Annotated in this window: 24 protein-coding genes; 13 read left to right on the top strand and 11 right to left on the bottom strand. The window is 68.9% G+C overall.

What is annotated here, in order from left to right:
* Window positions 1-70: 70 nt before the first annotated feature.
* Complete coding sequence (locus RF644_RS03030) at window positions 71-874, top strand: IclR family transcriptional regulator (RefSeq protein ID WP_368795321.1); 804 nt, start codon at window positions 71-73, stop codon at window positions 872-874.
* Between the two features lie 213 nt (window positions 875-1,087).
* Window positions 1,088-1,519: a PaaI family thioesterase gene (locus tag RF644_RS03025; RefSeq protein ID WP_368795320.1), complete on the top strand. Its 432-nt coding sequence runs from the start codon at window positions 1,088-1,090 to the stop codon at window positions 1,517-1,519.
* A 146-nt stretch (window positions 1,520-1,665) separates the two neighbouring features.
* Here RF644_RS03025 and RF644_RS03020 read toward each other — a convergent pair whose 3' ends face one another.
* From RF644_RS03020 to RF644_RS02995, 6 genes are all read right to left on the bottom strand, one after another.
* Window positions 1,666-1,911, bottom strand: coding sequence for a hypothetical protein (locus RF644_RS03020; protein WP_368795319.1), 246 nt, complete (start codon window positions 1,909-1,911; stop codon window positions 1,666-1,668).
* A 129-nt stretch (window positions 1,912-2,040) separates the two neighbouring features.
* Window positions 2,041-3,144, bottom strand: a complete 1,104-nt coding sequence (gene dmpG, locus RF644_RS03015; RefSeq protein ID WP_368795318.1) for a 4-hydroxy-2-oxovalerate aldolase — start codon at window positions 3,142-3,144, stop codon at window positions 2,041-2,043.
* Window positions 3,141-4,085 (bottom strand): acetaldehyde dehydrogenase (acetylating), encoded by a 945-nt coding sequence (locus RF644_RS03010; protein WP_368795316.1) that lies wholly within the window; start codon window positions 4,083-4,085, stop codon window positions 3,141-3,143. Before RF644_RS03010 ends, dmpG begins: the two co-directional genes overlap by 4 nt.
* Window positions 4,086-4,087: 2 nt before the next feature.
* The gene (locus RF644_RS03005) at window positions 4,088-4,870 is read right to left on the bottom strand and encodes a 2-keto-4-pentenoate hydratase (RefSeq protein WP_368795315.1); all 783 of its coding nucleotides are present in this window, start codon (window positions 4,868-4,870) and stop codon (window positions 4,088-4,090) included.
* 246 nt (window positions 4,871-5,116) lie between these two features.
* Window positions 5,117-5,758 carry a GntR family transcriptional regulator gene (locus tag RF644_RS03000; RefSeq protein WP_368795314.1) on the bottom strand — a complete coding sequence of 214 codons (642 nt, stop codon included), beginning with the start codon at window positions 5,756-5,758 and terminating at the stop codon, window positions 5,117-5,119.
* Between the two features lie 160 nt (window positions 5,759-5,918).
* Window positions 5,919-7,277, bottom strand: a complete 1,359-nt coding sequence (locus tag RF644_RS02995; RefSeq protein ID WP_368795313.1) for an MFS transporter — start codon at window positions 7,275-7,277, stop codon at window positions 5,919-5,921.
* Between the two features lie 355 nt (window positions 7,278-7,632).
* Between RF644_RS02995 and RF644_RS02990 the strand changes: the two genes are divergently transcribed.
* The 9 genes from RF644_RS02990 to RF644_RS02950 all read left to right on the top strand — a co-directional run bounded on the left by RF644_RS02990 (window position 7,633) and on the right by RF644_RS02950 (window position 18,122).
* The gene (locus RF644_RS02990) at window positions 7,633-8,745 is read left to right on the top strand and encodes an alcohol dehydrogenase catalytic domain-containing protein (protein WP_368795312.1); all 1,113 of its coding nucleotides are present in this window, start codon (window positions 7,633-7,635) and stop codon (window positions 8,743-8,745) included.
* 31 nt (window positions 8,746-8,776) lie between these two features.
* Entirely contained in the window at window positions 8,777-9,400 is a 624-nt protein-coding gene (locus RF644_RS02985) for a cysteine hydrolase family protein (RefSeq protein WP_368795311.1), read from the top strand.
* Between the two features lie 272 nt (window positions 9,401-9,672).
* Window positions 9,673-10,734, top strand: coding sequence for an ABC transporter substrate-binding protein (locus RF644_RS02980; RefSeq protein ID WP_368795310.1), 1,062 nt, complete (start codon window positions 9,673-9,675; stop codon window positions 10,732-10,734).
* Window positions 10,731-10,871 (top strand): hypothetical protein, encoded by a 141-nt coding sequence (locus RF644_RS02975; RefSeq protein WP_368795309.1) that lies wholly within the window; start codon window positions 10,731-10,733, stop codon window positions 10,869-10,871. The genes RF644_RS02980 and RF644_RS02975 overlap by 4 nt, the downstream gene beginning before the upstream one ends.
* 327 nt (window positions 10,872-11,198) lie before the next feature.
* A complete protein-coding gene (locus tag RF644_RS02970; protein WP_368795308.1) occupies window positions 11,199-13,061 on the top strand; it encodes an FAD-dependent monooxygenase in 1,863 nt (620 codons plus the stop codon).
* A gap of 46 nt (window positions 13,062-13,107) precedes the next feature.
* A complete protein-coding gene (locus RF644_RS02965; RefSeq protein ID WP_368795366.1) occupies window positions 13,108-14,808 on the top strand; it encodes a thiamine pyrophosphate-dependent enzyme in 1,701 nt (566 codons plus the stop codon).
* 48 nt (window positions 14,809-14,856) lie between these two features.
* Window positions 14,857-15,720 carry an alpha/beta fold hydrolase gene (locus RF644_RS02960; RefSeq protein ID WP_368795307.1) on the top strand — a complete coding sequence of 288 codons (864 nt, stop codon included), beginning with the start codon at window positions 14,857-14,859 and terminating at the stop codon, window positions 15,718-15,720.
* 31 nt (window positions 15,721-15,751) lie between these two features.
* A complete protein-coding gene (locus RF644_RS02955; protein WP_368795306.1) occupies window positions 15,752-16,693 on the top strand; it encodes a 3-carboxyethylcatechol 2,3-dioxygenase in 942 nt (313 codons plus the stop codon).
* Between the two features lie 247 nt (window positions 16,694-16,940).
* Window positions 16,941-18,122, top strand: a complete 1,182-nt coding sequence (locus RF644_RS02950; protein WP_368795305.1) for an NADP-dependent malic enzyme — start codon at window positions 16,941-16,943, stop codon at window positions 18,120-18,122.
* A gap of 194 nt (window positions 18,123-18,316) precedes the next feature.
* Here RF644_RS02950 and RF644_RS02945 read toward each other — a convergent pair whose 3' ends face one another.
* The 5 genes from RF644_RS02945 to RF644_RS02925 form a co-directional block, all read right to left on the bottom strand.
* Complete coding sequence (locus RF644_RS02945; RefSeq protein WP_368795304.1) at window positions 18,317-18,673, bottom strand: metal-sensitive transcriptional regulator; 357 nt, start codon at window positions 18,671-18,673, stop codon at window positions 18,317-18,319.
* A gap of 97 nt (window positions 18,674-18,770) precedes the next feature.
* On the bottom strand, window positions 18,771-19,034 hold the full coding sequence (locus RF644_RS02940; protein ID WP_368795302.1) for a YHS domain-containing protein: 264 nt from the start codon (window positions 19,032-19,034) through the stop codon (window positions 18,771-18,773).
* 27 nt (window positions 19,035-19,061) lie between these two features.
* Window positions 19,062-21,377: a heavy metal translocating P-type ATPase gene (locus RF644_RS02935; RefSeq protein WP_368795301.1), complete on the bottom strand. Its 2,316-nt coding sequence runs from the start codon at window positions 21,375-21,377 to the stop codon at window positions 19,062-19,064.
* 60 nt (window positions 21,378-21,437) lie between these two features.
* Complete coding sequence (locus RF644_RS02930) at window positions 21,438-22,415, bottom strand: heavy-metal-associated domain-containing protein (RefSeq protein WP_368795300.1); 978 nt, start codon at window positions 22,413-22,415, stop codon at window positions 21,438-21,440.
* Entirely contained in the window at window positions 22,412-22,624 is a 213-nt protein-coding gene (locus RF644_RS02925; RefSeq protein WP_368795299.1) for a heavy-metal-associated domain-containing protein, read from the bottom strand. Before RF644_RS02925 ends, RF644_RS02930 begins: the two co-directional genes overlap by 4 nt.
* A gap of 213 nt (window positions 22,625-22,837) precedes the next feature.
* On the opposite strand from RF644_RS02925, the gene RF644_RS02920 reads away from it, so the two are divergent.
* Both RF644_RS02920 and RF644_RS02915 read left to right on the top strand, forming a co-directional pair.
* Window positions 22,838-24,316, top strand: coding sequence for an MFS transporter (locus RF644_RS02920; protein ID WP_368795298.1), 1,479 nt, complete (start codon window positions 22,838-22,840; stop codon window positions 24,314-24,316).
* 269 nt (window positions 24,317-24,585) lie between these two features.
* The gene (locus RF644_RS02915; protein WP_368795297.1) at window positions 24,586-26,043 is read left to right on the top strand and encodes an L-lactate permease; all 1,458 of its coding nucleotides are present in this window, start codon (window positions 24,586-24,588) and stop codon (window positions 26,041-26,043) included.
* The last annotated feature ends 116 nt before the right edge of the window (window positions 26,044-26,159 follow it).

Raw genomic sequence — 26,159 nt, 5'->3', positions numbered from 1 at the left:
TTTCCCGGACTGGGATGTTCATTCAATGAACATGCTTTCTCGGGCTCTCCGACCACACCGAGGACCTCCGATGCCCACAGCCAGCGAATCCGGGCGCAGTGTCGCCTCGCGCCTGCTCGAGGTGATGTTCTCCTTCAGTCCCGGCCACGACTGCCTGAGCCTGGCCGAGATCACCCGCCGCACGGGCATGGCCCATGCCACCGCGCGGCGCATGGTCCAGGAACTACTGGCTGCAGGGGTGCTGGAGCAGACCGAACAGGGCAAATACGTGGTGGGGTTGAAGGTGTGGGAGCTGGGCACGCTGGCTCCGCGCAGCATGCCGTTGCGGGCGGCCGCCCTGCCGTTCATGGAAGATCTGCACGCAGCGCTGCGCCAGCACGTGCAACTGGCAGTCCGGGAAGGGCTGGAAGCCGTTGTCGTGGAACGGATGTCCGCCCCAACGGCCGTCGGGCTGGTGTCCCAGGTCGGCGGCCGGCTGCCGCTGCACAGCTCCGGGGTGGGCAAAGTGCTCCTGGCCTACGGCGGCGCCGAACTGTTCGACCAGGTCACCACACAAGGGCTACAGGCCTACACTCCCGCCACGATCACTGATCCGGAGACGCTTCGCGCACATTTGGCCGAGTGCCGGCGTACCGGGTTCGCCGTCGTGCGAGAGGAGACCAGCCTCTCGGCCCAATCGGTGGCCGTTCCCGTGTTCGGCCCCACCGGAGGAGTGTCTGCGGCGCTGTCCGTGGTGGTGGCCGCGGGGACCGTGAATCTGAACTCCGTCATCCCAGCACTCGTGGCGGCCGGTCGTGGCATCTCGCGCGGTATGGGTGGCGGGCGCTGTATCACCAGCTCGGGCTCGATACCGAATCTGATGCGGCGCCCATGACCCTGATTAGAACCTGACGTCAAGAGCGGGGTCCTTGCCTCAGGGGCGGCCGCGGAGCACATGGAAGCTGGTTGCACGATCGAGGCGTGGCAGTGGCGGTTTCTTGGCGGGCTGGCGTTGGGGGACCGATAAAGGCGGGGATGCTGGTGCCCGGTTGCGCAAGGGATGGGTGCCATCATGGTGTTTCCATCCGACCGTTCGATAGGAGTCAGCATGGCTGTTCCCGGCACTTTCGAGGAATTCCAGCGACGGTGGGAGGAGTTCTGCACCGGTCTCACGCACGAGGAGATCGTGGACACCCTGGGGTTAGTCCCGTACGCGGTGAGCGAGGACAGCCTGTCCTTTGCGATGCCTCTGGTGGATCGGCTCCGTCAGGCCGGAGGGATGTTCTCGGCCACCTCACTGTTCGGTGCCGCCGACATCACTGGTACCTACCTGGCCCTGCAGGTCCTCTCGGAGGAGGACAAGTTTCCGCTGGCCGTCCAAGCCAGCACCAATTTCTTAGCCAACACCACGGAAGGAACCGCTGTAGCTACAGCCCACCTCCTACGGGCCGGGCGCACCGTGGCCGTGGCGCAGGTCAGCGTTACCGATACCGCGGGCAAGCATCTGGCCGAAGCGACCTTTACCTACGTCTTGAAGTGACGTGGAGGTCCGAGGCCTACGGTCCCGCTTTGCGGGTGGCATGTGCCTCGGGCAAGGTCGATGGGGCGGAACCAGACTTTCACTGACCGTCAGATCCGTGTCGCTTTCGTTTGATTGAGGCTGGAGAGGCGGCCACCCAGGTCGGTTTAGGGCACGTGCAGGAAGGGCAGGTGCGCCTCCGTCACTTTCCACAGTTCGTACTCGGCAGCCTCCAGGAGAGTGCGTTCCTGCCAGGGGCCGTGGCGTAGCCACAGAACGTTCAGGTGCGGGACGACGTCGTCGACGACACCCCGGTAGCGCACGGTGCCGTAGTGCCGGGCTTCTAACGTGTCGCCTCGGTGCAGAAGGGCCAAATCCTGGATGCGGGTGGTGTGTTCCCGGCGGTGGGCCATGAGTGGTCCTCCTGGGGGCGAAGGGTCGGTGAGTTGGATCAGCAGCGCCAGTGAACATGCGCGCTGGCACGGTGAAGGTCCCGCCCGGGGTGGGCGGGACCTTCACTGCTGGTGGGTGGAGCAGCGGTCCTACTTGGTGCCGGCGTCGATTAGATCGGTGCCCACGGCGTCGACCTGGTTGGTGCCGGCGGCGTCGATGAGGTCGAGGGCGACGTCGGCGATCATGTCCTCCTGGCCGCCGATGAGGTTGCGGCGTCCGATTTCGACGAGGATGTCGCGGGCGTCGATCCCGTAGCGGGTCGAGGCTTTCTCGGCGTGGCGCAGGAAGCTGGAGTACACCCCGGCGTAGCCCAGGGTGAGGGTTTCGCGGTCGACCTGGACGGGGCGGTCGTGCAGCGGGCGCACGAGATCGTCGGCGGCGTCTTGGAGGGCGAACAGGTCCGCCCCGTGCTCCCAGCCGTGCAGGGTGGCCACGGCCACGAAGGGTTCGATCGGGGTGTTGCCGGCGCCGGCACCGTGGCCGGCCAGGGAGGCGTCCACCCGGTAGGCGCCTTCCTCGACGGCGACCACGGAGTTGGCCACGGCCAGCGAGAGGTTCTGGTGGGCGTGGATGCCGATCTCGGTCTCGGGCTTCAGGGCGTCGCGGTAGGCGCGCACCCGGTCCCGGACCCCGTCCATGGTCAGACCGCCTCCGGAGTCGGTGACGTAGACGCAGTGGGCCCCGTAGGACTCCATGAGCAGGGCCTGCTTGACCAGCTCTTCGGCCGGGGCCATGTGCGACATCATCAGGAACCCGGAGACGTCCATGCCCATCTCCCGGGCGGTGGAGATGTGCTGGGCCGACACGTCGGCCTCGGTGCAGTGGGTGGCCACGCGCACCGAACGCACGCCGAGCTCGTAGGCCCGGCGCAGCTCCGTGAGGGTGCCGATACCGGGGAGGATCAGGGTGGTTAGCCGGGCATTCTTGACCACATCGGCGGCGGCGGCGATCCATTCCCAGTCGGTGTTGCTGCCGGGCCCGTAGGTGAGGCTGGCCCCGGCCAGCCCGTCGCCGTGGGAGACCTCGATGGCGTCGACCCCGGCCGCGTCCAGGGCCGCGGCGATCTTCTGCACGGTCTCGGTGGGCAGCTGGTGGCGCACGGCGTGCATGCCGTCGCGCAGGGTGACGTCCTGGAGGAACACCCGCCTCGGGGATCCGGTGGCCGTGTCGGTGGTGGTGGGGTTGGTGGTCATTTCGTGGCTCCTTCTCGCGCGGTGACGAGCTTTTCGGCGACCTGCAGGGCCGCGGAGGTCATGATGTCGAGGTTGCCCGCGTAGGCGGGTAAGTAGTGGGCGGCACCTTCGACCTCGAGGAAGACCGTCACCCGGGTGTAGTCCCCGGATCCGTGGCCGGCCGGGATGAGGGTGGCCACCTCGTCGCTCTCGCCCTGGAACTGGACCTGTTGCTTGAGCCGGTAGCCGGGCACGTACTCGGCGACCCGTGCCGCCATCCGGTCCACGGACTCCTGGATGGCCTGGCGCCCCTGCTCGTCGAGGCGGTCGACCAGGCACAGCACGGTGTCGCGCATGATCACCGGCGGATCGGCCGGGTTGAGGATGATGATCGCCTTGCCGGCGGCGGCCCCGCCGACCTCTTTGATCGCCTCGGCGGTGGTTTCGGTGAACTCGTCGATGTTGGCGCGGGTGCCGGGCCCGGCCGACTTGGAGGCGATGGAGGCGACGATCTCGGCGTAGTGCACCGGGCGGACCTGGCTGACGGCGGCGACCATCGGGATGGTGGCCTGTCCGCCGCAGGTCACCATGTTCACGTCGGTGGCGTCCAGGTGGGCCTCGAGGTTGACCGGGGGGACCACGAAGGGGCCGATGGCGGCCGGGGTGAGGTCGATCAATTGCTTGCCGTAGGGGGCCAGGACCTCGGCGTTGTGCTTGTGCGCCCCGGCGGAGGTGGCATCGAAGATCACCTGGATGTCGGCGAACTCGGGCATCTTCACCAGCCCCTCCACGCCCTCCGCGGTGGTGGCCACCCCGATCCGGGCCGCCCGGGCGAGCCCGTCCGAGGCCGGGTCGATGCCCACGAGCACGGACATCTCCAGGTCCTGGGAGAGGCGCTTGACCTTGAACATGAGGTCGGTTCCGATGTTGCCGGAGCCGATGATGGCAACTTTGGCGCTCATGACTACTCCTGATTCAGTACTGCGTGGACGGTGCCGAGACCGGCGATGACGGCCTCGATGTGCTCACCGGGGCGGAAGGGGATCATGGGGCCCAGAGCCCCGGAGAGGACGACCTCCCCGGCGCGCAGCGGGCGCCCCAGCGCGGCGGCGGTCTGAGCGACCCACACCAGGGCGGCCACAGGATCGCCCAGGCAGTCCGCGCCGGTGCCGCGGGAGGCGATCTGCCCGTTGCTGGTCAGCGTCATCAGGGCATCGGCGGGGGCAAACTCCGCCAAAGAGGCTCGGGCTGCACCCAGGACGTAGAGACCGCTGGAGGCGTTGTCGGCGATGGTGTCGGTGATGGTGATGTCCCAGTCGCGGATCCGGCTGTCGACGATCTCCAGGGCCGGGGTGAGGTAGTCCACCGCCGCCCGCACGAGCTGGGGATCGGGATCGTCGATGTCCTCGGCCAGCACGAAGGCGATCTCCGCCTCGATCCGCGGGGCGATGAGGGTGTGCTCGGACACGACACCGTCGCCGGTCACGTGCATCTCATCGAGCAGCACCCCGAAGTCGGGCTGATCCACGCCCAGCTGCTTCTGGACGGCCGGGGAGGTCAGCCCGACCTTGCGTCCGACCCGCCGTGCCCCGGCATCCACACGGCGCTGAATGCCGAGCTCCTGCACGGCATAGGCGCCATCAAGGTCCGCACCGATCAGGTCCCGGACCGGGGCGCAGGGTTGGCCGGTCTGCAACGCCTGGGCCAGGCGGGCGTCGGCCTCCTGGAGGGTGTTCGTGGTGATCATTCCGGCTCAATCCTCATTTCTGTCGGCAGACAGGGATGCAAAGTCAACGTCTGCAGGTCGGTGGGTCAGCGGCGGGATGCCGGGAGAAGGATGGGTGCCGCGGGCTGGGGAAAGCAGGACACCTTCCTCGGTGTGCGGACCAGACCGCCACATCACGACTAACCGTCTAGCATGCTAGAAGACTATGGCTAGCTTAGTGCCCCAGGTCACAGCTGGCAAGGGGATGGTGTGCTGAGCGACTCGAGGTCAGGCCGAGGCGGAGGCGCGGCCGTGGAGCAGCTCGACGGTCTCGAGGATGTGGTGTTCCATCTGCGTCTTGGCCGTGTCCGGATCCCCGGAGGCCAGGGCCTCGCGGATGCGGTCGTGGTCGTCCTGACGGTCATCGACCGAGGTGGCCATGGGCTGGGAGACTCCGGCGGTGTTGATCAGGAAATCGCTGAGGTCCCACATGCGCCGGCTGGTGTCGGCGATGATGCGGGAGCCGGCCATCCGGTGGATGCGTTCGTGGAAGTCCCGATTCAGGGTCAGGTACTCCAGGGAGCGGATGTCCGGATCGGGGTTGGTGGCCAAGGCCCGGATCTGTGCGGAGACGGCGTCGAGCTCGGCCAGTGCGGCGGGGGTGCAGCGCCGGGCCGCCACCCCGGCCACGGCCCCTTCCAGGCCGGCGAACATGTGGAAGAAGTCCTCGACCTCCGAGGAGGAGTAGGTGGAGACCACGCAGCCGATCTGCGGGAGGATCTCGACCAGCCCGTCGGCGGCCAGTAGGCGCAGTGCCTCCATGACCGGTTGCTTGCTCACGCCGAACTCGGCGCGCAGGGCTTCCACGGATAGGCGGCCGTTGGCGGGCACGTCGCCCTGGAGGAGCCGGGCCTTGATGGATTCGTACATGTGCCCGGACAGGCGTCCTCCGGTGCGGGAGGCTCTGGATGGTGCTGCCCGTAGCTCGTTTGTCATGGAACCAGTATTCCTTACCGGGTGAGGGGTGTGACGGCCCTGGGGGAGGGGTCGCGGTGCCGGAGGCTCAGCGAGCCTTCCGGCACCGCGGTGTTCATGCCCCCAGCGGAGCGGTGGAGGCGGGGGTGGTGTTGGTGTCGGTCTGCTGCAGCTGGCGGGCGGCTTCCTTCCGGCCCCAGCCTCCGGGCAGCAGGGCGACGGAGATCGCCGAGATGACGGAGATGATCACCATGTAGACCACGATCGAGTCGCTGGTGCCGGTGGAGGCCAGCAGTGCGGTGGCGATCATCGGGGCGAAGGCGGAACCGGCGATCTGGGAGATGGTGTAGCCGACGGAGGAGCCGGTGTAGCGCACTTCGCGGCTGAAGACCATGGAGAACAGCGAACCGGTGGCCCCACCGGCCGGCGACATCGCCAGACCGAAGACCAGCACCAGGGCGAGCATGAACAGCCAGGGGTTGCCGGTGTTGACCAGGGCGAACGCGGGCCAGATGGTGACACCCATCGCGACCGCACCGATGAGGTAGACCGTCTTGCGCCCGATCCGATCCGACAGAGCGCCGAAGGTCGGGTACAGAACCACCGCAACCACCGCGGCCACGGCCACGCCGGTCAGCGCCTGGGTCCGGGTGATGCCCGTGACGGTCGTGCCGTAGTTCACGAGGTAGGCCATGCAGATGTAGGCGAACACGCCCTGGCTCAGGTAGGTGCCGGCGATCAGGAAGATCTCCTTGCGGTGGCGCCGGAAAGCTTCCGCCAGCGGCATCTTCACCAGTTCCTGCTTCTCCCGGGCGGCGGCGAAGGCGGGGCTTTCGGCGATGGTGAGGCGGATGAACAGTCCCACACCCACGAGCACGGCGCTGACCAGGAAGGGGATGCGCCAGCCCCAGGAGAGGAAGGCCTCATCGGGCAGCTGGGCCACGGTCAGGAACGCGACGGTCGCCAGGGCCACTCCGGCCGGGGCCCCGGTCTGGGGGAAGGCGCCGTAGAAGCCTCGCTTGCCCGGCGGGGCGTGCTCGACGGCCATCAGCACGGCTCCGCCCCACTCACCACCGACCATGAAGCCCTGGAACAGGCGTAGCACGGTGAGCAGGATCGGGGCGGCGATACCGATCTGGGCGTAGGTGGGAAGCAGCCCCATGAGGCAGGTGGCCACGCCCATGCCGACGAGCGAGATGATCAGCATCTTCTTGCGCCCCACCCGGTCGCCGAAGTGACCGAAGACCACTCCGCCCAGCGGACGGGCCAGGAAGCCGACGCCGAAGGTGGCGAAGGACAGCAGGGCGCCCATCAAGGGGGTGGCCTCGGGGAAGAAGAGCCTGGGGAAGACCAGGGCGGCGGCGGTGCCGTAGATGAAGAAGTCGTAGTACTCGACCGTGGTGCCGATCAGGCTGGCCGTGGCTACCCGCCGGGGGCTGGTGCCCGCGGCATGGGTGGGTGTCGTCGTCGACATGGGTTCTCCTTAGGTGCGCTGGGGCCGGCCGGGGTGAGCGAGAGCGGGCGACAGGCCTACACAACGAGCGGTAGTAGCGCGCTAGCATGCTAGACGGCTAAGCCCAGGTTAGTGGCCCGGGTCACATCCGGCAAGGGGTCTCCTGTGAATGACGCACTCCCGGGGTCGATGGCGACGATGTGAGTCAGACCTCAAAACATGCTTGCATGCCAGCATGCCAGTCTGTAATCTGCATCACACGGTGCATGGGTCTGGTCTTGAAGGGCCGGGGCCATCGCACCGTTCAGCCGACGTAGAAACGCTTTACGATGCCGCCGGGCCGACCTGTCCGCCAGCGGCTGCAGAGGAGAACGCCATGAGTTTGATGCAGGCCGCCCGTCTTCACGAGGTGGGAGCCCCCTTCCAAGTGGATGAGATCGAGGTCCCTGAGCCCGGCCCGCGCGACGTCATTGTCGAGGTCAAGGCCTGCAATGTGGTCCCCAACCTGCGCAATGTCATCACCACCTATCCCGAGTGGTTCCCGTTCCTGCCGCTTCCCGCACTGCCGGCCATCTATGGCCTGGACGCGGCCGGGGTGGTCAGCCAAGTCGGGTCCCAGGTGCGCAACGTGAAGGTGGGCGACCGGGTCTACGTCAATCCCGGGCGCGACTCCGGGGACTCCCACGCCTCCCTGCGCGGGGAGCGGATCAACGACCCGGCCTACACCTTCCAGGGGTACTTCGGATTCGGCCCCGGTTCCCAGGAGATCTTCAACGACTACCCCCAGGGCGGGTTCTGCCAGTTCATGAAGGCTCCCGTCGACGGGCTCGTCGTGCTGCCCGAGGAGGTCAGCTTCGAGCAGGCCTGCCGCTTCGGCTACCTGGGCACCTCCTACTCCGGACTGAAGAAGGCCGGCGTCACGGCCGGGACCTCCGTGCTCGTCCACGGCGGCACCGGCACCCTGGGACTGGGAGCGGTGCTCAACGCCCTGGGCATGGGCGCGACCAAGGTCTTCGCGGTGGCCCGGGATAAGGAACTGCTCGAGCGGGTCCGCCAGCTCGACCCCAAGCGCGTGCACGTGCTCTCCTACGGCGACCAGCCCATCGGGGACTGGGTGAGGGAGCACACCCACGGGCTGGGCGCAGACGTGTTCATCGACGCCATCGGCCCCGGTGCTCCCAACGAGACGACCCTGGCCGGCATCGAGTCACTGCGCCGCGGTGGTCGGATGGTCAGCGTCGGCGGGATGTCCGAGCTGCTGCCCGTGGAGATGTTCCGGCTGATGTGCTTCCAGATCAGCATCATCGGCTCCCTGTGGTTCACCGTCGGAGAGGGCCAGGACATGGCCGAGATGGCCGCGGCCGGCACGCTGGACCTGTCCGTGTTCGACCACGAGATCTTCCCGCTGTCCCAGATCAACGAAGCCCTCGACGCCGTGGAGAACCGCAAGGGCGGGTTCACCAACGTGGTCGTCGCCCCCGGGGCCTGACAACGCCTCGCCCACCACGAAAGGATTTGCCATGGAGCTCAATCCCTCCACCACCGCAGTGCTCACCATCCACTGCCAAGGCGACATCGTCGGACCCGAGGGCGCCTTCGCCCCGCTGTTCCACGAACAGGTGCTCGCCCGCGGTGTCATCGACAAGATCCGCGACCTGCACCAGGCCGCCCGGCAGGCCGGGTCCCTGGTGGTCTACACCCGGGTGGCATGGGCGCAGGACTACAGCGACCTTCAGGCGAACTCCCCGCTGCTGCAGGGGGTCGTCCAGGCCGGCTGTCTGAAGGAGGGCAGCCCGCAGGCGGCGATCGTTGAGCCGCTGGCGCCCCAGGAGGGGGATGCGGTGATCACCCACCAGCGCGTGGGCGGCTGGACCCCTGAGCTCATCACGGTGCTGGAGGAGCGGGGCATCGACACCCTGCTCTTCTGCGGGGTGGCCACCAATGTCTCCGTGGAAAGCACCGCCCGGGCCGCCAGTGACGCCGGATACCGGGTCGTGGTGGTGGAGGACGCCTGCTCGGCCGCCACGGCTCAGGCCCACCAGTCCACGGTGGAGTCCTTGGGCATGCTCGGTGAGATCACCGCCGTGGCCGAAGTCCGTCAGGCCCTGAGCAGCACCGACCGCCTGGCCGAGACCGGGCGCTGACACCGCACTGGACACACCACGGGCGCCAGGGGCCGTGCCGATCTTCTCGGCACGGCCCCTGGTCTCCTCCGCCGAAAACGCCGATGTCTCCGACCTCGACGTGGCGCACCCCTGCCTTCGGTCTCACCCTGCGTGCCGGGGCGAGGTGGGCCCCGGTGGTTCACCGCCGGCCCGCCACCCACCCCACCGAGAGGAGGGGCGATGACCATTAGCAGTTGCACCTTCCCCTCCCGACCACAGTGGCCGATGGGGCCACCCAAGGAGACCTCCACATGCCTGTGAACTCACCACTGTCCACGCCGCGTCGTACCAGGATCGGCAGCGCAGCTCTGGCCGGCACGGCAGCGACGCTGCTCATGATCAGCGGATGCGCGTCAGGGTCCAGCCCAGCAGCGCCGAGCCAGTCAGAGTCGAGCCAGCCGTCGAGCTCGGGCGATAAGCCGCGGGTGGGTTTCGTCGCCGGCGCCGGGGGCTACCCGGACATGGCCGTCACCAATCAGACCTTCTTCGACGGATTGGCCGAATCCGGATACGAGGACGGAACGACCATGGACGTCGTCTTCCGCACCGCTGAAGGCAACATGAGCCAGATGCCGACCCTCGTGGACGAAGTGCTCGCCGATGAGGTGGACATCCTTGTCGTCTCCTCCTCGCCCGGGTGCGCAGCAGCGAAGGCCGCGACGTCGTCGGTGCCCGTTCTGTGCATCTCCGTGCAGGACGATCCCGTCCGAGAGAACCTGACCACCTCGCTCGACCACGGTGAAGGCAATGTCGTGGGCGTTCACAGCTACCTGCCTGATGGCATCGAACAGCAGCTCGAGCTGCTCCGTGAGCTCCACCCGGAACTGACCAGGCTGGGGATTCTCTACAACCCGGACAACGACACTCACCTTCGGCTCTTCGAATCCTGGCAAGAGCACGCCAGCACACAGGGCATCGAGATCATTGCCGTCCCCGCCGGGAAGCCGGATGATCTGGACCGGTCGATTGTCGAAGCGCAGGGCCAAGACGCGCAGCTCACGCTGGGTCTCCTGGGCGCAGACACCTACGCGATGATGCAAGAGATCGCCGATGCAGCCGAGGCCCATGACTTCCCGATCGCCCTCGATACCCCTGGTGGCTACACCGACATGGGCGGCGTAGCAGTCATCGGCGTCGACATCGTTCCGCTTTATCGACAAGGCGCACTCGAGCAGATGGTGCCCATGCTTGAGGGAACCTCTCCTGAAGACCTCCCGTGGATCGGCCCGGATGAAGTGACCATGAAGGTCAATGACGAAGTAGCCGCGAGATTCGACCTCGCAGGTGCCAGCCAGGAGGACGCAGGAGCGTGAGGGCCTGCTCGGCCGCTACGGTCCAGGCCCACCAGTCCACGGTGGAATCCCTGGGCATGCTGGGCGAGATCACCGCCGTGGCCGATGCCGGCCAGGCGCTGGGCAGCACCGGCCGCCTTGCCGAGTCCAGGCGCTGACACCGCGCAGGACGCACCGTGATCGCCAGGGGCCGTGCCAAGAAGATTGGCACGGCCCCTCGCGATTGGACCTTGCGCCCTGCCCACCCAACCAGCCGGGGCGGGCGGGCCCGCCCCGGCTCCAGAGCATGGTGGCCTCATCGCCGCCGCCATCAGGGCACGGGGCTGACGTCGACGGTGGTCAGCCGGGGAAAGACTTGAGGGATCCCCGCCAGAAGACCGGTGCGATGAGGAGAAAAAAATGTGCGACATGGGTCACAACCAGCCCGCTAGCATGCTAGTATCTCAATAAATCGTGTGTTGCCCATCACAGCCTGAGGAGCGATCGTGACCCAGAACTTCACCGACATCTCCGGCGCCGCTGACCGTCTGGACAAGGCGACGCCAACGGATGCCTTCGACACCGACGTGCTCATCGTGGGTACCGGGCCCACCGGCGCCACCGCGGCCCTGGCTCTGGCCACCTACGGGGTGCGGACCATGATGGTCTCCCAGTGGTCCTGGCTGGCCAACACCCCGCGGGCCCATATCACCAACCAGCGCGCCGTGGAGGTCCTGCGGGACCTGGGCCTGGAGGAAGAGGCCAAGCTCTACGCCGTGCCGTGGGACCAGATGGGCGACACCCTGTTCACCACCTCCCTGGCCGGGCCCGAGATCGCCCGCCTGCGCACCTGGGGCACCGGTGATGACCGCTCCGGGGACTACCAGCAGGCCAGCCCCTGCACGATGCTCGATATCCCGCAGACCTACATGGAACCGCTGCTGGTGAAGAACGCCGCCGAACGCGGAGCGAAGGTGGCCTTCTCCACCCGCTACCTCGGCCACGTCCAGGACGAGCACGGAGTCACCGTGCACCTGCAAGACCGCAACTCCGGCCACGAATACAGCATCCGGGCCCGCTACCTGATCGGGGCCGACGGGGCCAAGAGCCAGATCGCCGAGGAGATCGGCCTTCAGATTGTCGGGCACACCGCCCGCGCCGGCACCGCCTATGTGCGCTTCCGGGCGGACCTCTCCCAGTACGTGGCCCACCGGCCCAGCATCCTGCACTGGATCATGAACCCGGCGGCCAACTTCGGGGAGATCGGCATGGGCCTGCTGCGCTGCGTGCGTCCGTGGAACGAGTGGATCGCCGGCTGGGGCTTCGACATCAAGGCCGGGGAACCGGACCTGTCCCCGGAGCGGGTCACCGCCCAGATCCGCACCCTGGTCGGGGACCCGGACCTGGACATCGAGCTCGAGGGCAGCTCCACCTGGTACGTGAACCAGCAGCACGCCCTGACCATGTCCAAGGGACGGGTCTTCTGTGGGGGCGACGCCACCCACCGCCACCCGCCCTCCAGCGGGCTGGGATCGAACACCTGCATGCAGGACGCCTTCAACCTCGCCTGGAAGCTGGCCTTCGCCGTCAAGGGCTGGGCCGGTCACGGGCTGCTGGAAACCTACAGCGAGGAACGTGTCCCGGTCGGCGCCCAGATCGTGGCCCGGGCCAACCAGTCCCGGCTGGACTACGCCCCGCTGCGGGAGTGCTTCGACACCGGCAACCCCGACGGCACCTCCTCCGTGGAGACCGGCCTGGCCCGGCTGCGCGCCACCACCGCCGAGGGGGCGAAGCTGCGGGCGAAGGTGGCCGAAGCCCTGGAGGTGAAGAACTACGAGTTCAACGCCCAGGGCGTGGAGCTCAACCAGCGCTACACCAGCACCGCCGTGGTCACCGACCCGGCCGCCGGGGAAGAGGTCTTCGCCCGCGATCCCCAGCTCTACGTCCAGGCCACCACCCGCCCCGGGGCGAAGTTGCCCCACGCCTGGCTGGTCGGCACCGACGGGCACCGGATCTCCACCCTGGACGTAACCGGTCAGGGGAAACTCACCCTGATCACCGGCCTGTCCGGCCAGGCCTGGAAGCAGGCCGCTACCCGCCTGAACCTGCCCTACCTGCGCACCGTCGTCATCGGTGAGCCCGGTTACGAGGACCCCTACGCCTACTGGACTCGGGTACGTGAGATCGAGGAGGCCGGTGCCCTGCTGGTGCGCCCCGATGGCTACGTTGCCTGGCGCCAGCCCACGGACGTGTGGGACACCGAGGAAGCCGAGGCCATGCTCAGCACCGCCTTGTCGACCATCCTGTCCCTGCCCCAGGACACCCCAGTGCCGGCCCCGGATCTGGCCCCGCACCCGGCCACCGCCTGAGACACCCGGGAACCCCCAACATGGACAAGAACAGGACACAGCTGTGGTGACCCAGTTGAGCGCAGACCCCGCATCCCCCGCACAGACCACTGCCCGCAAGTCGGCGGGCCACGTCATCGTGGACACGCTCGTGGCGCACGGCGTGCAGCGCACCTACGTGGTGCCCGGGGAGTCCTACCTGGACGTGCTCGACGGTCTGCACCACTCGTCGATCGAGACGGTCGTGTGCCGGCACGAGGGCGGTGCGGCCTACATGGCCGAGGCCGACGGCAAGATGGGCCCCGTGCCCGGGGTGGCCATGGTGACCCGCGGGCCCGGTGCGGCCAACGCCCACGTGGGTCTGCACACCTCGTGGCAGGACTCCACCCCGATGGTGCTGTTCGTGGGCCTGATCCCGTTCGAGCACCGGGACCGGGAGGCGTTCCAGGAGTTCGACCCGCACGCGTGGTTCGACTCCGGGGCCAAGCGCGTGATGGTCCTCGACCACGCCGAGCGGGCCTCCGAGATCGTGGCCGAGGCGATGTTCGCCGCCAACTCCGGGCGCCCCGGCCCCGTGGTCGTGGGTCTGCCCGAGGACATCATCAAGGCGGAGATCGACGCGACCCTGCACCCACCGATCCCCGTGGCCCACGGCGGGATGACGGTCAACGACTGGAAGGCCCTGCGCGACGCCCTCGAGGGGGCGGACAAGCCCTTGTTCGTCACCGGCGGCAACGACTGGACGACCGCCGGAGCCGAGGGCCTGACGAAGTGGCTGGAGGAGCACCATCTGCCGGCCGCAGCGGAGTGGCGCACCCAGGGCACCGTCCCGTTCGACTCGGACTCTTACGTGGGCCCGATCGGTTACGGCCGCCCGAAGGTCACCTTCGAGATGCTCGAGCAGACCGATCTGCTGGTGTTCGTGGGCACGGTGCCCGGGGACGTGATCACCAACGGGTTCCTGGTCCGCCAGGACTGGAAGAAGAAGAACTTCCTGGTCACCATCGACCCGTCCCTGCGCGGGCGCTCCGGGGCGGTGTCCTACCAGATCGTGGCCAAGCCCGACGTGTTCGTGCGCGACCTGGTGCGCATCGACCTGCCCGTCAAGGAGGTCTGGAAGGAGTGGACGGCAGGACTGCGCGCCCAGCAGGTGGAGTTCTGCACCCTGGCCCCCCGCACCGCCCAGGTGAGGACGGAGGCCGGTGCGGAGGCGGGGCCGGCGCGGATGGACACCATGATGGCCCACCTCGTGGCGACTCTGCCCACCAACGCCATGTGCACCTTCGGAGCCGGTGAGCACACCAACTTCGCCCACCGGTACTTCCCGACCCGCGGCTACGCCTCGATGATCTCGGCGCGCAACGGCTCCATGGGCTACTCGGTGCCCTCGGCCGTGGCGGCCTCTTTGCGCTACCCCGGACGGCGGGTGGTGACCATCGCCGGTGACGGCGAGTTCCTGATGAACGGCCAGGAGCTGGCCACCGCGGCCCAGTACGGGGCCACGCCGCTGGTGATCGTGATGGACAACCAGGAGTACGGCACGATCCGCACCCACCAGGAGCGGGACTACCCGGACCGGGTCTCGGGCACCCAGCTGAAGAACCCGGACTTCGCCCTCATGGCCCAGGCCTTCGGCGGGTTCGGGGTACGCGTGGAGACCGACGCGCAGATCCCCGCCGCGCTGCAGGCCGCGCTGAGGGCCATCGACGAGGAGGGCCGCTTCGCCCTGATCCACCTGATCGTGGAGCAGCGCGTCAAGGCCTACTGACCCATTCCCGCTATCCCCAGAAACCACCTCAAGGAAAGAAGGAAAACCATGCCCACCACGCAGATCCCCGCCTACACCACCGATGCGTTCTTCGGACTGGAGGACAAGTGGCTGGAGACCGCCGACGGCGAGCTCACCCACTACCACGACCTCGGCGAGGGCACCCCGATCCTGTTCCTGCACGGCTCCGGCACCGGAGTCACCGCAGCCGCCAACTGGTGGCTGAACCTGCCCCAGCTGGCCGAGCAGGGCCGCTGCATCGCCATCGACACCATCGGCTACGGCCAGTCCGTGGTCGCCGAGGGCACCGCCTACGGGATCAAGGAATGGGTCCGTCACGCGGTGCGGGTCCTCGACGCCCTGGGCATCGAGAAGACCTGGATCGTGGGCAACTCCCTGGGCGGGTGGCTGGCCTTCCAGTTCGCCATCGACTTCCCCGAACGCCTGCTGGGCATCGTGTCCATGGGCACCGGCGGAGCGAAGCTCACCGGAGCCCTGGCCGGGCACTCCAAGCCGGACCTCTCCGAGGCCGGGATCCGCAAGACCCTGGAGATGTTCGTCGTGGACAAGTCCCTGGTCACCGACGAGCTGGTGTCCCTGCGCTACCAGGCCGCCCTTAACGACACCGCCTCCGACCGGCTGGCCGACGTCGTCGCCGCCCGCGACCGCGACCGCTACGAGCTGCCCCTGGACTTCGACGTCCTGGGCAAGCTTCAGATCCCCGTGCTGCTCATCCACGGAGTCCAGGACGTCGTCATCCCCGTCTCGCGCACCTGGGAGCTGCTCAACGTCATCCCCACCGCCGACGCCCACATCTTCAGCCAGTGCGGCCACTGGTCCCAGGTCGAACGCGCCGAGGACTTCAACGCCATCATCACCCAGTACCTGGCCTCCCACGGCGTGAGCCGTTGAGCGGTCACCGCGTGCGAAAAGGAGCAATGTCATGACCCACGCCCTGCTGTGCATGTCCCACACCCCACTGCTGGAATTCACCAACCCGCCGGCCGAGGTCAAGGCCGCCGTCGAATCAGCCTTCGACCAGGCCCGCGCCTTCGTCGAGGACTTCAACCCCGACCTGGTGGTCAACTTCGGGCCCGATCACTACAACGGGTTCTTCTACGACCTCATGCCCCCGTTCTGCATCGGCTACCAGGCCAAGGGCACCGGGGACTACGACTCCTTCGCCGGTGACCTCGACGTGCCCACCGAGATCGCCGAGAAACTGGCGCAGTACGTCATCGACCGCGACATCGACACCGCGATCTCCCGACAGATGGAGGTCGATCACGGGGCGGTGCAGCCGATGGAGATCATCTACCGCGGCAATCCCGCGGCCAAGCCGATGATCCCGATCTTCGTCAACTCCGTGGCCCGCCCGTTCGTAAAGATGTCCCGGGTGCGCCACTTCGGCACCGCGGTGGGGGAGTACTTCAAGTCCACCGACCAGAAGGTGTTGTTTATCGGCTCCGGCGGGCTCTCCCACGACCCGCCGGTCCCGCAGATCGCCACGGCCACCCCCGAGCAGCGCCGGTTGCTCACCGACGGGCGCAATCCCACCCCGGAGGCCCGGGCGGCACGGCAGGCCAGGGTCATCAACACCGGCATCGCTTTCGCCAAGGGTGAGGCCGACATCATGGACCTGAACCCCGAATGGGACCGGGCGTTCCTGGAGGTCTGTAAGTCCGGGAACATCGAGGCCTTCGACGCCTACACCGTCGAGGAGATGGACGCGGTCGCCGGACACTCCTCCCACGAGGTGCGTACCTGGGTGGCCGCCTACTCCGCCCTGCGCGCCAACGGCGAATACGAGGTGACCTACGAGTTCTACAAGCCGATCAAGGAGTACATCGCCGGCTTCGGGGTCACCACCGCAGTACTGAAATAGCACTACCCCGCCCCGAAGGGCGCCGACAGTGGGCGGCGCGGTCGAGAGCCACCAGACTTCTCGACCGCGCCGCTCACCTCATCAACAAGCACACCCCCGCCTGAACCCTTGCCGCACGGCCATGCCCGGGAACACGCAGCAGACCGTTCCCAGATCCCTCTGTGGAACCCCTGTCCCGTCTCAGAACATGGCCCTGACCACCATGCTCGGGACCGCCAAAGCCCTCAAGCACTCGACGAGGAGATCCATGACCCACGAGAACGCCCAGCCCGGCCCGATCACCCATGAAGAAATTTTCACCGCCCACGCAGGCGGCAAGCTCTCGGTGATCTCGAAGTCCCCCCTGGCCACCCGCCGCGACCTGTCCATCGCCTACACCCCCGGCGTCGCCGAGGTCTCCCGCGCGGTGGCCGCCGACCCCGCCATGGCCAACACGCACACCTGGGCCGGCCGGCTCGTGGCGGTCGTCTCCGACGGCTCCGCCGTGCTGGGCCTGGGCGACATCGGCCCGGCCGCGTCCCTGCCGGTGATGGAGGGCAAGGCCGCCCTGTTCAAGACCTTCGCGGACCTCGACTCGATCCCGATCGTGCTCGACACCCAGGACGTCGAGGAGATCGTGCGCACCGTCAAGCTGCTGCGCCCGTCCTTCGGCGCGGTGAACCTCGAGGACATCTCGGCCCCGCGCTGCTTCGAGATCGAGAAGCGCCTGATCGAGGAGCTGGACATCCCGGTGATGCACGACGACCAGCACGGCACCGCCGTCGTCGTCCTGGCCGCCCTGCTCAACGCCGCCCGACTCGTGGGCAAGGACCTGGAAGGCCTGAAGGTCGTCATCGCCGGGGCCGGGGCCGCTGGCATCGCGATTACCGAGATCCTGCTGACCCAGGGCATCCCCGACGTGGTCCTGCTGGACTCCCGCGGCATCGTCTCGCGGGAGCGTGAGGACCTCAACGCCATCAAGGCTGACTACGCCACCCGCACCAACCCGCGCGGACTTATCGGCGGGCCACAGGACGCCCTGCAGGGCGCGGACGTGTTCGTCGGGGTCTCCGGGGGGAAGATCCCCGAGGAGTACCTCACCGAGCTGGCCGACAACGCGATCATCTTCGCCCTCGCCAACCCAGACCCGGAGATCATGCCCGACGTGGCCGCGCGCTACGCCACGGTCGTGGCCACCGGGCGATCGGACTTCCCGAACCAGATCAACAACGTGCTGGCCTTCCCCGGCATCTTCCGCGGCGCCCTGGACGCCGGGGCCAGACGGATCACCCCAGAGATGAAGGTCGAGGCCGCTAAGGCGATCGCCGGCATCGCCTCCGCCGACGGTCTGACCGCCGACCACATTGTGCCCTCGGCCCTGGATGATCGGGTGGCCCTTGCCGTGGCCGAAGCTGTGGCTGCCTGTGCCAGCGCTAAGGCGACTGTGTGAACCGTTTCGCATCCACCGACCCATAGAGGCCGGGGTGGCTACGTCCTTCCGTGGTCACCCCGGCCTCTACCACTTGGGTACTCGAGCGCGATCCCTCTTTACATATGGCCCGGTTAGCGGTCTCGGTCGAGGTCACCGCCGACCAGTAGGCATGACAACTGGGTCGGGCACTTCACACATGGCCCCGTTGAGGTTCAGGAGCGCATGAGGCGGGCGATGGCGTCGGTGGCTTCTTTGAACTTGGCGTCGGCGGCCTCGCCGCCGAGCTGGGCGGCGTCGGCGACGCAGTGCCTCATGTGGTCGTCCAGGAGTCCGAGTCCGACGTTGCGCAGCGCGGAGGTCAGGGCGGAGATCTGGGTGAGGATGTCGATGCAGTACTGCTCCTCGTCGACCATCCGGTGGATGCCGCGGGCCTGACCCTCGATGCGCTTGAGGCGTGCCAGATAGCGGTCCTTGTCGCTGATGTAGCCGTGAGTGGTGTGGCATTCGGCGGCGGGCGACCCCTCGGTGTTCTCGGGGGTGGTGGTGTCGGGGGAGGGGGCCACGTTCATGGTGGTGTCCTTGATCTTTCTGGCGGTTCGGGATGGGCCTGCGGCCCCGTCCCGGCATCAGAGCCGGTACGGGGCCGTAAGACTGTGGTGGCTGGGATCAGGCGGCCGCGTACCTGGCGGGGTCGGCGTCGAAGGCCGGGGCGCAGCCGGGGCAGCAGAACCAGTATCGCTGGCCGGCGTGGTCGCGGTAGAGCCCGGCGGCCTCGGCGGCGACCTTGTCGACCCGGGCGCCGGCCATGACCGGGCACTCGGTGGTGCCGTCGTTGTCCTGGGTGGGCTTGGTGGTCAGGGTCAGCTCCTGTGTGCCGGCAGTGTCGTTGGTGGAGCCGCAGCAGCCGCAGCTTCCGGTGGTGTTTCCCATGGGCGGTGTTCCTCTCGGTGAGTGGGTTCAGGCGTCGACCGGCTGCCGCGCCGTCGGGCGGGTGTCGGCCGGTGACGAGGTGGTCGCCCGGCTGGTGAAGGAGCGCAGGCGCAGACTGTTGGTGACCACGAAGACGGACGAGAAGGCCATCGCGGCGCCGGCGAGCATCGGGTTGAGCAGCCCGGCGGCGGCCAGCGGGATCGCGGCCACGTTGTAGGCGAAGGCCCAGAACAGGTTGGTCCTGATCGTGGACAGGGTCCTGCCGGCCAGCCGGATCGCATCTGCCGCCGCGCGCAGGTCCCCGCGCACCAGGGTCAGGTCGGCGGCCTGGATCGCGGCATCGGTACCGGTGCCCATGGCCAGGCCCAGGTCGGCCTGGGCCAGGGCCGCGGCGTCGTTGACGCCGTCGCCGACCATGGCCACGACCTTGCCCTTCGCCTGCAGCTCGGTGATCACCCGGACCTTGTCCGCCGGCAGGACCTCGGCGATGACCTGCTCGATGCCGACCTGGGCGGCGACCTGTTCGGCGGCGGCCTGGTTGTCCCCGGTGAGCAGCACCGGGCTCAACCCCAAGGCACGGAACTGGGTGATGGCCTGGGCACTGGTGTCCTTGATCGCGTCGGCGACCACCAGCACCCCGCGGACCTTCCCGTCCCAGGCCACGACCACGGCGGTCTGCCCGGCGGCCTCCGCATCCGCCTTGGCCGTCGCCAGGTCAGCGGGCAGGGTCAGCGACCACTCGGTGAGCAGGGACTGCCGGCCCACGGCCACCAGGTGGCCCTCGACCACGCCCTGCACGCCCTGGCCCGCCTGGTTCTGGAAGGACTCCGGCGTGGGCAGGGCCCCGACCCGGTCGGTGGCGCCGCGCGCGACGGCGCGGGCGATGGGGTGCTCGGAGGCGTGCTCCACCGCCCCGGCGAGGCGCAGCAAATCGGTCTCCTCGGTGCCGGGCGCGGCGTGCACACCCTGGAGGCTCATGGTGCCGGTGGTGACGGTGCCGGTCTTGTCCAGCACGATCGTGTCGATGCGGCGGGTGGACTCCAGGACCTCGGGGCCCTTGATGAGGATGCCCAGTTGCGCCCCGCGGCCGGTGCCCACCAGCAGGGCGGTGGGGGTGGCCAGGCCCAGGGCGCATGGGCAGGCGATGATCAGCACCGCCACCGCGGCGGTGAACGCGGCGGTGGCCGGGAACCCGGCACCGAGCCAGGCGGCGAGGGTGGCGGCGGCGACGGCGATGACGATGGGCACGAACACCCCGGAGATCCGGTCGGCCAGCCGCTGGACCTCGGCCTTGCCGGACTGGGCGTTCTCCACCAGGCGGGCCATCTGCGCCAGCTGGGTGTCCGCACCGACCCGGGTGGCGCGGACGAGGAGCCGGCCCCCGGCATTGACGGTGGCCCCGGTGACCGCATCGCCCGAGCTGACCTCCACGGGCACGGACTCACCGGTGAGCATCGAGGCGTCCACCGCGCTGGAGCCGCTGAGGACCACACCGTCGGTGGCGATCTTCTCCCCGGGCCGGACCACGAACTCGTCCCCCACGGCCAGCTGGTCGATGGGAATGCGGGTCTCGGCCCCGTCGCGCAGCACGGCCACGTCCCTGGCGCCCAGTTCCAGCAGGGCACGCAGGGCGGCCCCGGCCTGGCGCTTGGAGCGCTTCTCGAAGTAGCGGCCGGCGAGGATGAACAGGATCACCCCGGCGGCGACCTCCAGGTAGATGTTGGCCGCCCCGTCGGTGGGCGCCACGGACAGTTCGAAGGGGTGGGTCATGCCCGGCGTGCCGGCGGTGCCGAGGAACAGGGCGTAGAGCGACCACAGGAACGCCGCAGAGGTGCCCATCGAGATCAAGGTGTCCATGGTCGCCGTGCCGTGGCGGAGGTTGGTGTAGGCGGCCTTGTGAAAGGGCCATCCGGCCCAGACGATCACCGGGGCGGCCATCGCCAGGGACAACCACTGCCAGTAGGTGAACTGGAGTGCGGGGATCATCGCCATGGCGATCACCGGGATCCCCAGCACCGCGGCCCCGATCAGCCGGTGGCGCAGGGTCAGCAGCTCGGTGTCGGGGCGGTCGGTTGCCTCGGCCTCGCGCTGCTCTTCCTCGACGGCGGGCAGGGCCGCGGTGTAGCCGGCCTTCTCCACCTCGGCGACCAGGTCCTGGAGGTCGTAGCCGACCGGGGCGCTGATGCGGGCCTTCTCGGTGGCGTAGTTGACCGTGGCGGTGACACCGTCGAGCTTGTTGAGCTTGCGCTCGATCCGGTTGGCGCACGAGGCACACGTCATCCCGCCGATCTCGAGCTCGAGGTCGGTGCTCACCGCAGAGGGAGGGGCTGAGGGGACAGACATTCGTTCCTTCTTTCTCTCGATGCGCGGTGAACCCCGCATCGCCACCAGTGATGGGCGGGGTCAGTGACCGCCGTGCTCGGCGGCGCCAGTGCTGCTCTTGGTGGACGTGCCGCCGGTGGTGTCGGCGGTGTCCAGGGTGAACTGGGCGGTGTGGACCGTCCCGTCGACCTGGAAGTCGAAGTAGAGGTGGTACCGCCCCGAGGTCGGGGCGGTGGTGGCGAACTGGACGTCGGGCCCGGAGGTCTGCCCGGTGACCGGCTCAGCGCCTTCGGGGTGGACGTGCAGGTAGGCCAGGTCACCGGCGCGCAGGGCCACCAGGTGCCCGTAGGCGCCCAGGTAGGGCTGCAGGGTGGTGACCGGCTGCCCGTCGCTGGTCACGTGCACGCGCAGCTGCGAGGTGGTGCCGGCTGCGAGTTCGCCCTCCACCGACACCTCGAACCCGCCGACCTCATCGGTCGCGGTGACCTCTGCTGCGGCCGGCTCGAGGGTCCCGGCGACCTCCACGGTGCGGGTCAGCGTCAGGTTCTCACCGGCCCCGGCCGGGGTGATGTCGGCGTAGACCCGGTAGCTCCCGGCCGTCTCCCATCGCCAGGGGGTCGACCAGCGTCCGTCCTCGTCCATCACGGGGTGGACGTGGCGGTAGTGGGCGCCGTCGGAGCGCACCACGATCAGGTGCAGCTCCTTCTCGTGCTCGGTCTCGAAGTCGGTGACCGCCACCCCGTCGGGGCCGGTGATCGTCAACGACAGCTCCCCGGCAGCCCCGACGGTGCCCGGGGCGGAGACCTCCTGGAGGACGTAGCCGCTCTGCTCCACGCTCACCCCCTGGACCTGGTGCCCCGCATGGCCGCCGGTGCTGGTCTCGGCCGGGACCTGGCCCTGGCCCTCGTCGGTGTGCTGGTTCATCCGAGCTCCTTCTGCCTGCTGCCTCCAGTTCTGCACCGCCTGTTCCGGTACCACGGCACCTGCTGCGGCGAAGGCGCCGGTGAACACCACCACCACACCGGCGGCGTAGGCCCCCAGCCGCCCGGTGGCGTTCACGCCGACGTCACCACCTGGTAGCCGGCCTCCTCGACCGCGGCCGCGACCGCCGCCTCGTCCACCGGTCCGGCGCTGATGACGGCGAGCCGGCCGCTCTGGTGGCTGACCTCGACGGAGTCGACACCGGGGATCTCCTGGACCTCCTCGCGCACCGACATCTCGCAGTGCCCGCAGGTCATCCCGGTCACCTGGAACTGAGTGGTCATCATGGTCTTCATCCTCCCGATTGCTTACCCCTGGGGGGTATGTGTACACCTACAGATGTAACCCGGTGGGGTATGCATGTCAAGCACTGCGGCCACAAAGGATCTATTTGACAAGAATACCCCCTGGGGGTAACAGTAAATCTCAGTCTTTACCCCCATGGGGTACCAAGTGGTGGCGCGGCGACTCGCGTGCGCCCCGTCCTGAGGAGCTCTCCGATGTCTTCTGCAGCTTCCGCCGCCGCGCGGCCCGACACCTCCGGAAGTTCCCGGGGTGGGCTGGTCCCGCTGCTGGTGATCGCCACTGCCCAGCTGATGCTGGTGCTCGACGACTCGATCGTGAACATCGCCCTGCCGTCCATCCAGCGCGAGCTCGGGGTCTCGGCGGTACACCTGCCGTGGGTCGTCAACGCCTACATCCTCGCGTTCGGGGCGCTGCTGCTGCTCGGCGGCCGCATCGGGGACCTGTGGGGACGTCGTCGCACCTTGCAGGTCGGCATCACCGTCTTCATCGTCGCCTCCCTGGTCGGCGGCCTCGGGCAGAGCACGGCCGTGCTCATCGCGGCGCGCGCCGTGCAGGGGATCGGGGCGGCCCTGACCGCGCCCAACGCCCTGGCCCTGATCGCCACGACCTTCTCCGACCGGAAGACGCGCGATCACGCGCTCTCGCTCTACGGGGCGATGTCCGGGCTGGGCATCGTGGTCGGACTGCTGCTGGGCGGAGTGCTCACCGGCACGCTGGGCTGGCGGTGGGTGTTCTTCATCAACGTCCCGATCGGCCTGCTCGTGCTGCTGGGCTCCCGCACCCTGGTCGGCGCCGAGCGCCACACCGGCCGGCTCGGCGCCGTCGGGGCCGCCCTGGGCACGGGCGGGATGGTGGCGCTGGTGTACGCGATCACCCGGTTCGGCGAGGACGGGTTCACCGACCCCCTCGCCTGGAGCCTCGTGGCCGCGGGGATGGTGCTGCTGGCCGCGTTCACGCTCACGCAGTCGCGCAGCCGCAGCCCCCTCATGCCGCTGAGCCTGTTCCGCGACCGCAGCCGCTCCGGGGCCTACCTCACCATGCTGCTCGTGGCCGTCGGCCCGATGGGGACCTTCTACGTCATCACCCTCTACCTCCAGCAGGTGCTCCAGTACAGCCCGCTGCGCACCGGGATCTCATGGCTGCCGTTCGCCCTCGGCATCGTCGTCGGCGCCGGTGCTGCACCCAAGGTGCTGCTGCGCGTCGGCCCGCGCCACGTCGCAGCACTGGGCGCGCTGCTCAGCGCCGCGGCGGCGTTCTGGCTGTCCACGATCACCGTTCAGGCCGACTACTGGGTGGATCTGGCCCCGGCGATGTTCCTTCTCGCGGTCGGCTTCGGGATCGTGGTGATCGCCGTCACCCAGGCCGCGGTCTACCGTGTCGACCCGGACGAGGCCGGGATCGCCTCGGCACTGCTCAACTCCGCCCAGCAGCTCGGCGTCGCCCTGGGCCTGGCCGTCCTGGCCGGGATCGCCGCCACCGTCACCGCCGCCCCCGCGAACCAGGTGCTGCCGACGGGGGAGGCCCTGATCGCCGGATACGGCACCGCCATGATCGCCGCCACCGGACTCCTCCTCGCGGCCGCAGCACTGGCCCTGGTCACCCTCGACGCCCGCCCGGCGAGCGAGCAGGACACGTCCGATCCTGCCGACGCCCTGCCCGGAACGACACGCTGAGTCCGGCACCGGCGTGGCCTGAGCCGGAGCAGCCGCCACGGGTGTCACCCAGGCTCCGCCCACGCCCCTCCGCATGTCCTCCGTGCAGGAGGAACAGGCCACCGCTGTGCCTGTGGCCCAGCTGCCGGTCACGGCCCGCGAGGACGACGTTGCGGCAAGGGGTTCTCCTCCGCATCCGTGATCACCCGGACGCCGTCGGGGCGTAGCATCGGCCGGTGACAGAGATCTGACAGCAGAAGTGTGGAGGTGGGCCGCCGTTGGACGTGCTCATGGCGGCCCTGCCCATGGTGCTGACCCTGGGTCTGCTGCTCGTGCCGGCGCCGCCGTGGGTGGCCCCCGCGGTCGGACTGGTCTCAGCCGTGGTGATCGGCCTGGCCTGGTTCGGCACCCCTGTGGCGGAGGTGTCCTCGGCCTTCGGCGAGGGCTTCTGGATCCTGGTCGAGGTGCTGGCGATCATTGCCGGCGGGATCCTGCTCTCCCGCGTCATGGACCGGACCGGCGCTCAGGAGAAGCTGGCCCGGTGGCTCTCGGACGGCGGCGGCCCCACGGTGCTCTCGGCGCTGCTCATGGTGCACGGGGTGGTGCCGTTCATGGAGACCGTCACCGGGTTCGGCGTCTCCGTGATCATCGGGCTGCCGCTGCTGCTGTCCCTGGGGTTCACGCCGTTGCGAGCGGCCTCGCTCTCGCTGGTGGCGCTCATGGTGGGCCCGTGGGGCTCCATGGGGCCCGGCACGCTCCTGGGCTCCCAGATCGCCGGCGTCACCCTGCACGACCTCGGGGTGGCCTCCGGGGTCCTGAACGTCATCGCCTTCCTGGGATCCGGTGCCGTGGCCGCGGTCATCGCCGGCCGGGGACTGCCCACCTCCGATGGACGGGCCCGGGCCCGGCCCGCTGACTACGGCGCCTGGATCGGCATGGGACTGGCATCGGGCGTGGTGCTGTCCGCCCTGGTCCTCGCCGCCAATCTGGCGTTCGGCACGGCCGTGGCCGGTGCGGTGGCAACCCTGGTGATGTCCGCGGGCTGGGCCGGCGTGATCAGCCGCGGACGGATGGGGCCCATCCCGGTCCGCGCTCTGGTGCCGTACCTGGTGCTGCTCGGGGGCACCATCATCGGGCAGCTCCTCGAAGGCCTGCTGCCGCCCGGTGGGTTCGGCGCGGTGCTGGGCTCGCCGGCCCTGTGGTCCATCACCGGCGCCCTGGTCGGCGTCGTCGTGCTCTCCATGGACAGGGAACACCGGCGGCGACTGCCGCGGGAGATCCGCCGGATGTGGCTCCAGGTGGCGGCGCCGACCGGCCTGTACCTGGTGCTGGGCAGCGCGGTCTCCGGGGGCGGGCTGGCCGAGGCGCTGGCCGCGGCGCTGACCGGGCTGGGGCAGGCCTACCTGTTTCTGGTGCCCATGGTCGGTGGTCTGGGGGGATACATCACGGCCTCGGGCACGGGCGCCAACGCCATGTTCGGCGGCACCCAGGACGCAGCCGCGCATGCCCTCGGCATGGACCCGCTGTGGATGATGGCCTCCCAGAACGTGGCGGCCGGACTGGCCTGCCTGGCCAGCCCGGCGCGCATCGAGCTCGCCTACCGGATCGCCGGCCCACTTCAACAGGAGGACACCCCCGGGCCCGTCCTCACCCGCGGGGCCCTGGTGGCGAGGACCCTGCCCTTCGTGCTGGTGTGCTTGGTGCTGTGGGGCATCGGGAACATGCTCTGGATGCCGGTGGCAGGCTGACTCCCGCTCCGAATTCCACGCTGTCGACCGAGGACCGACCAGGCGCTGCTCTGAACGAGCGCGAGCGGCTCGTGCGCACCATCGCCCGCGAGCACACGGAGACCGCCCCTCGTGCC

It is taken from the genome of Kocuria sp. CPCC 205258 (genome assembly GCF_040981005.1).
Lineage (GTDB): Bacteria > Actinomycetota > Actinomycetes > Actinomycetales > Micrococcaceae > Kocuria > Kocuria rosea.
Note: the sequence above shows the minus strand (reverse complement) of the source record. Positions and strands in the feature narration are given on the sequence as shown.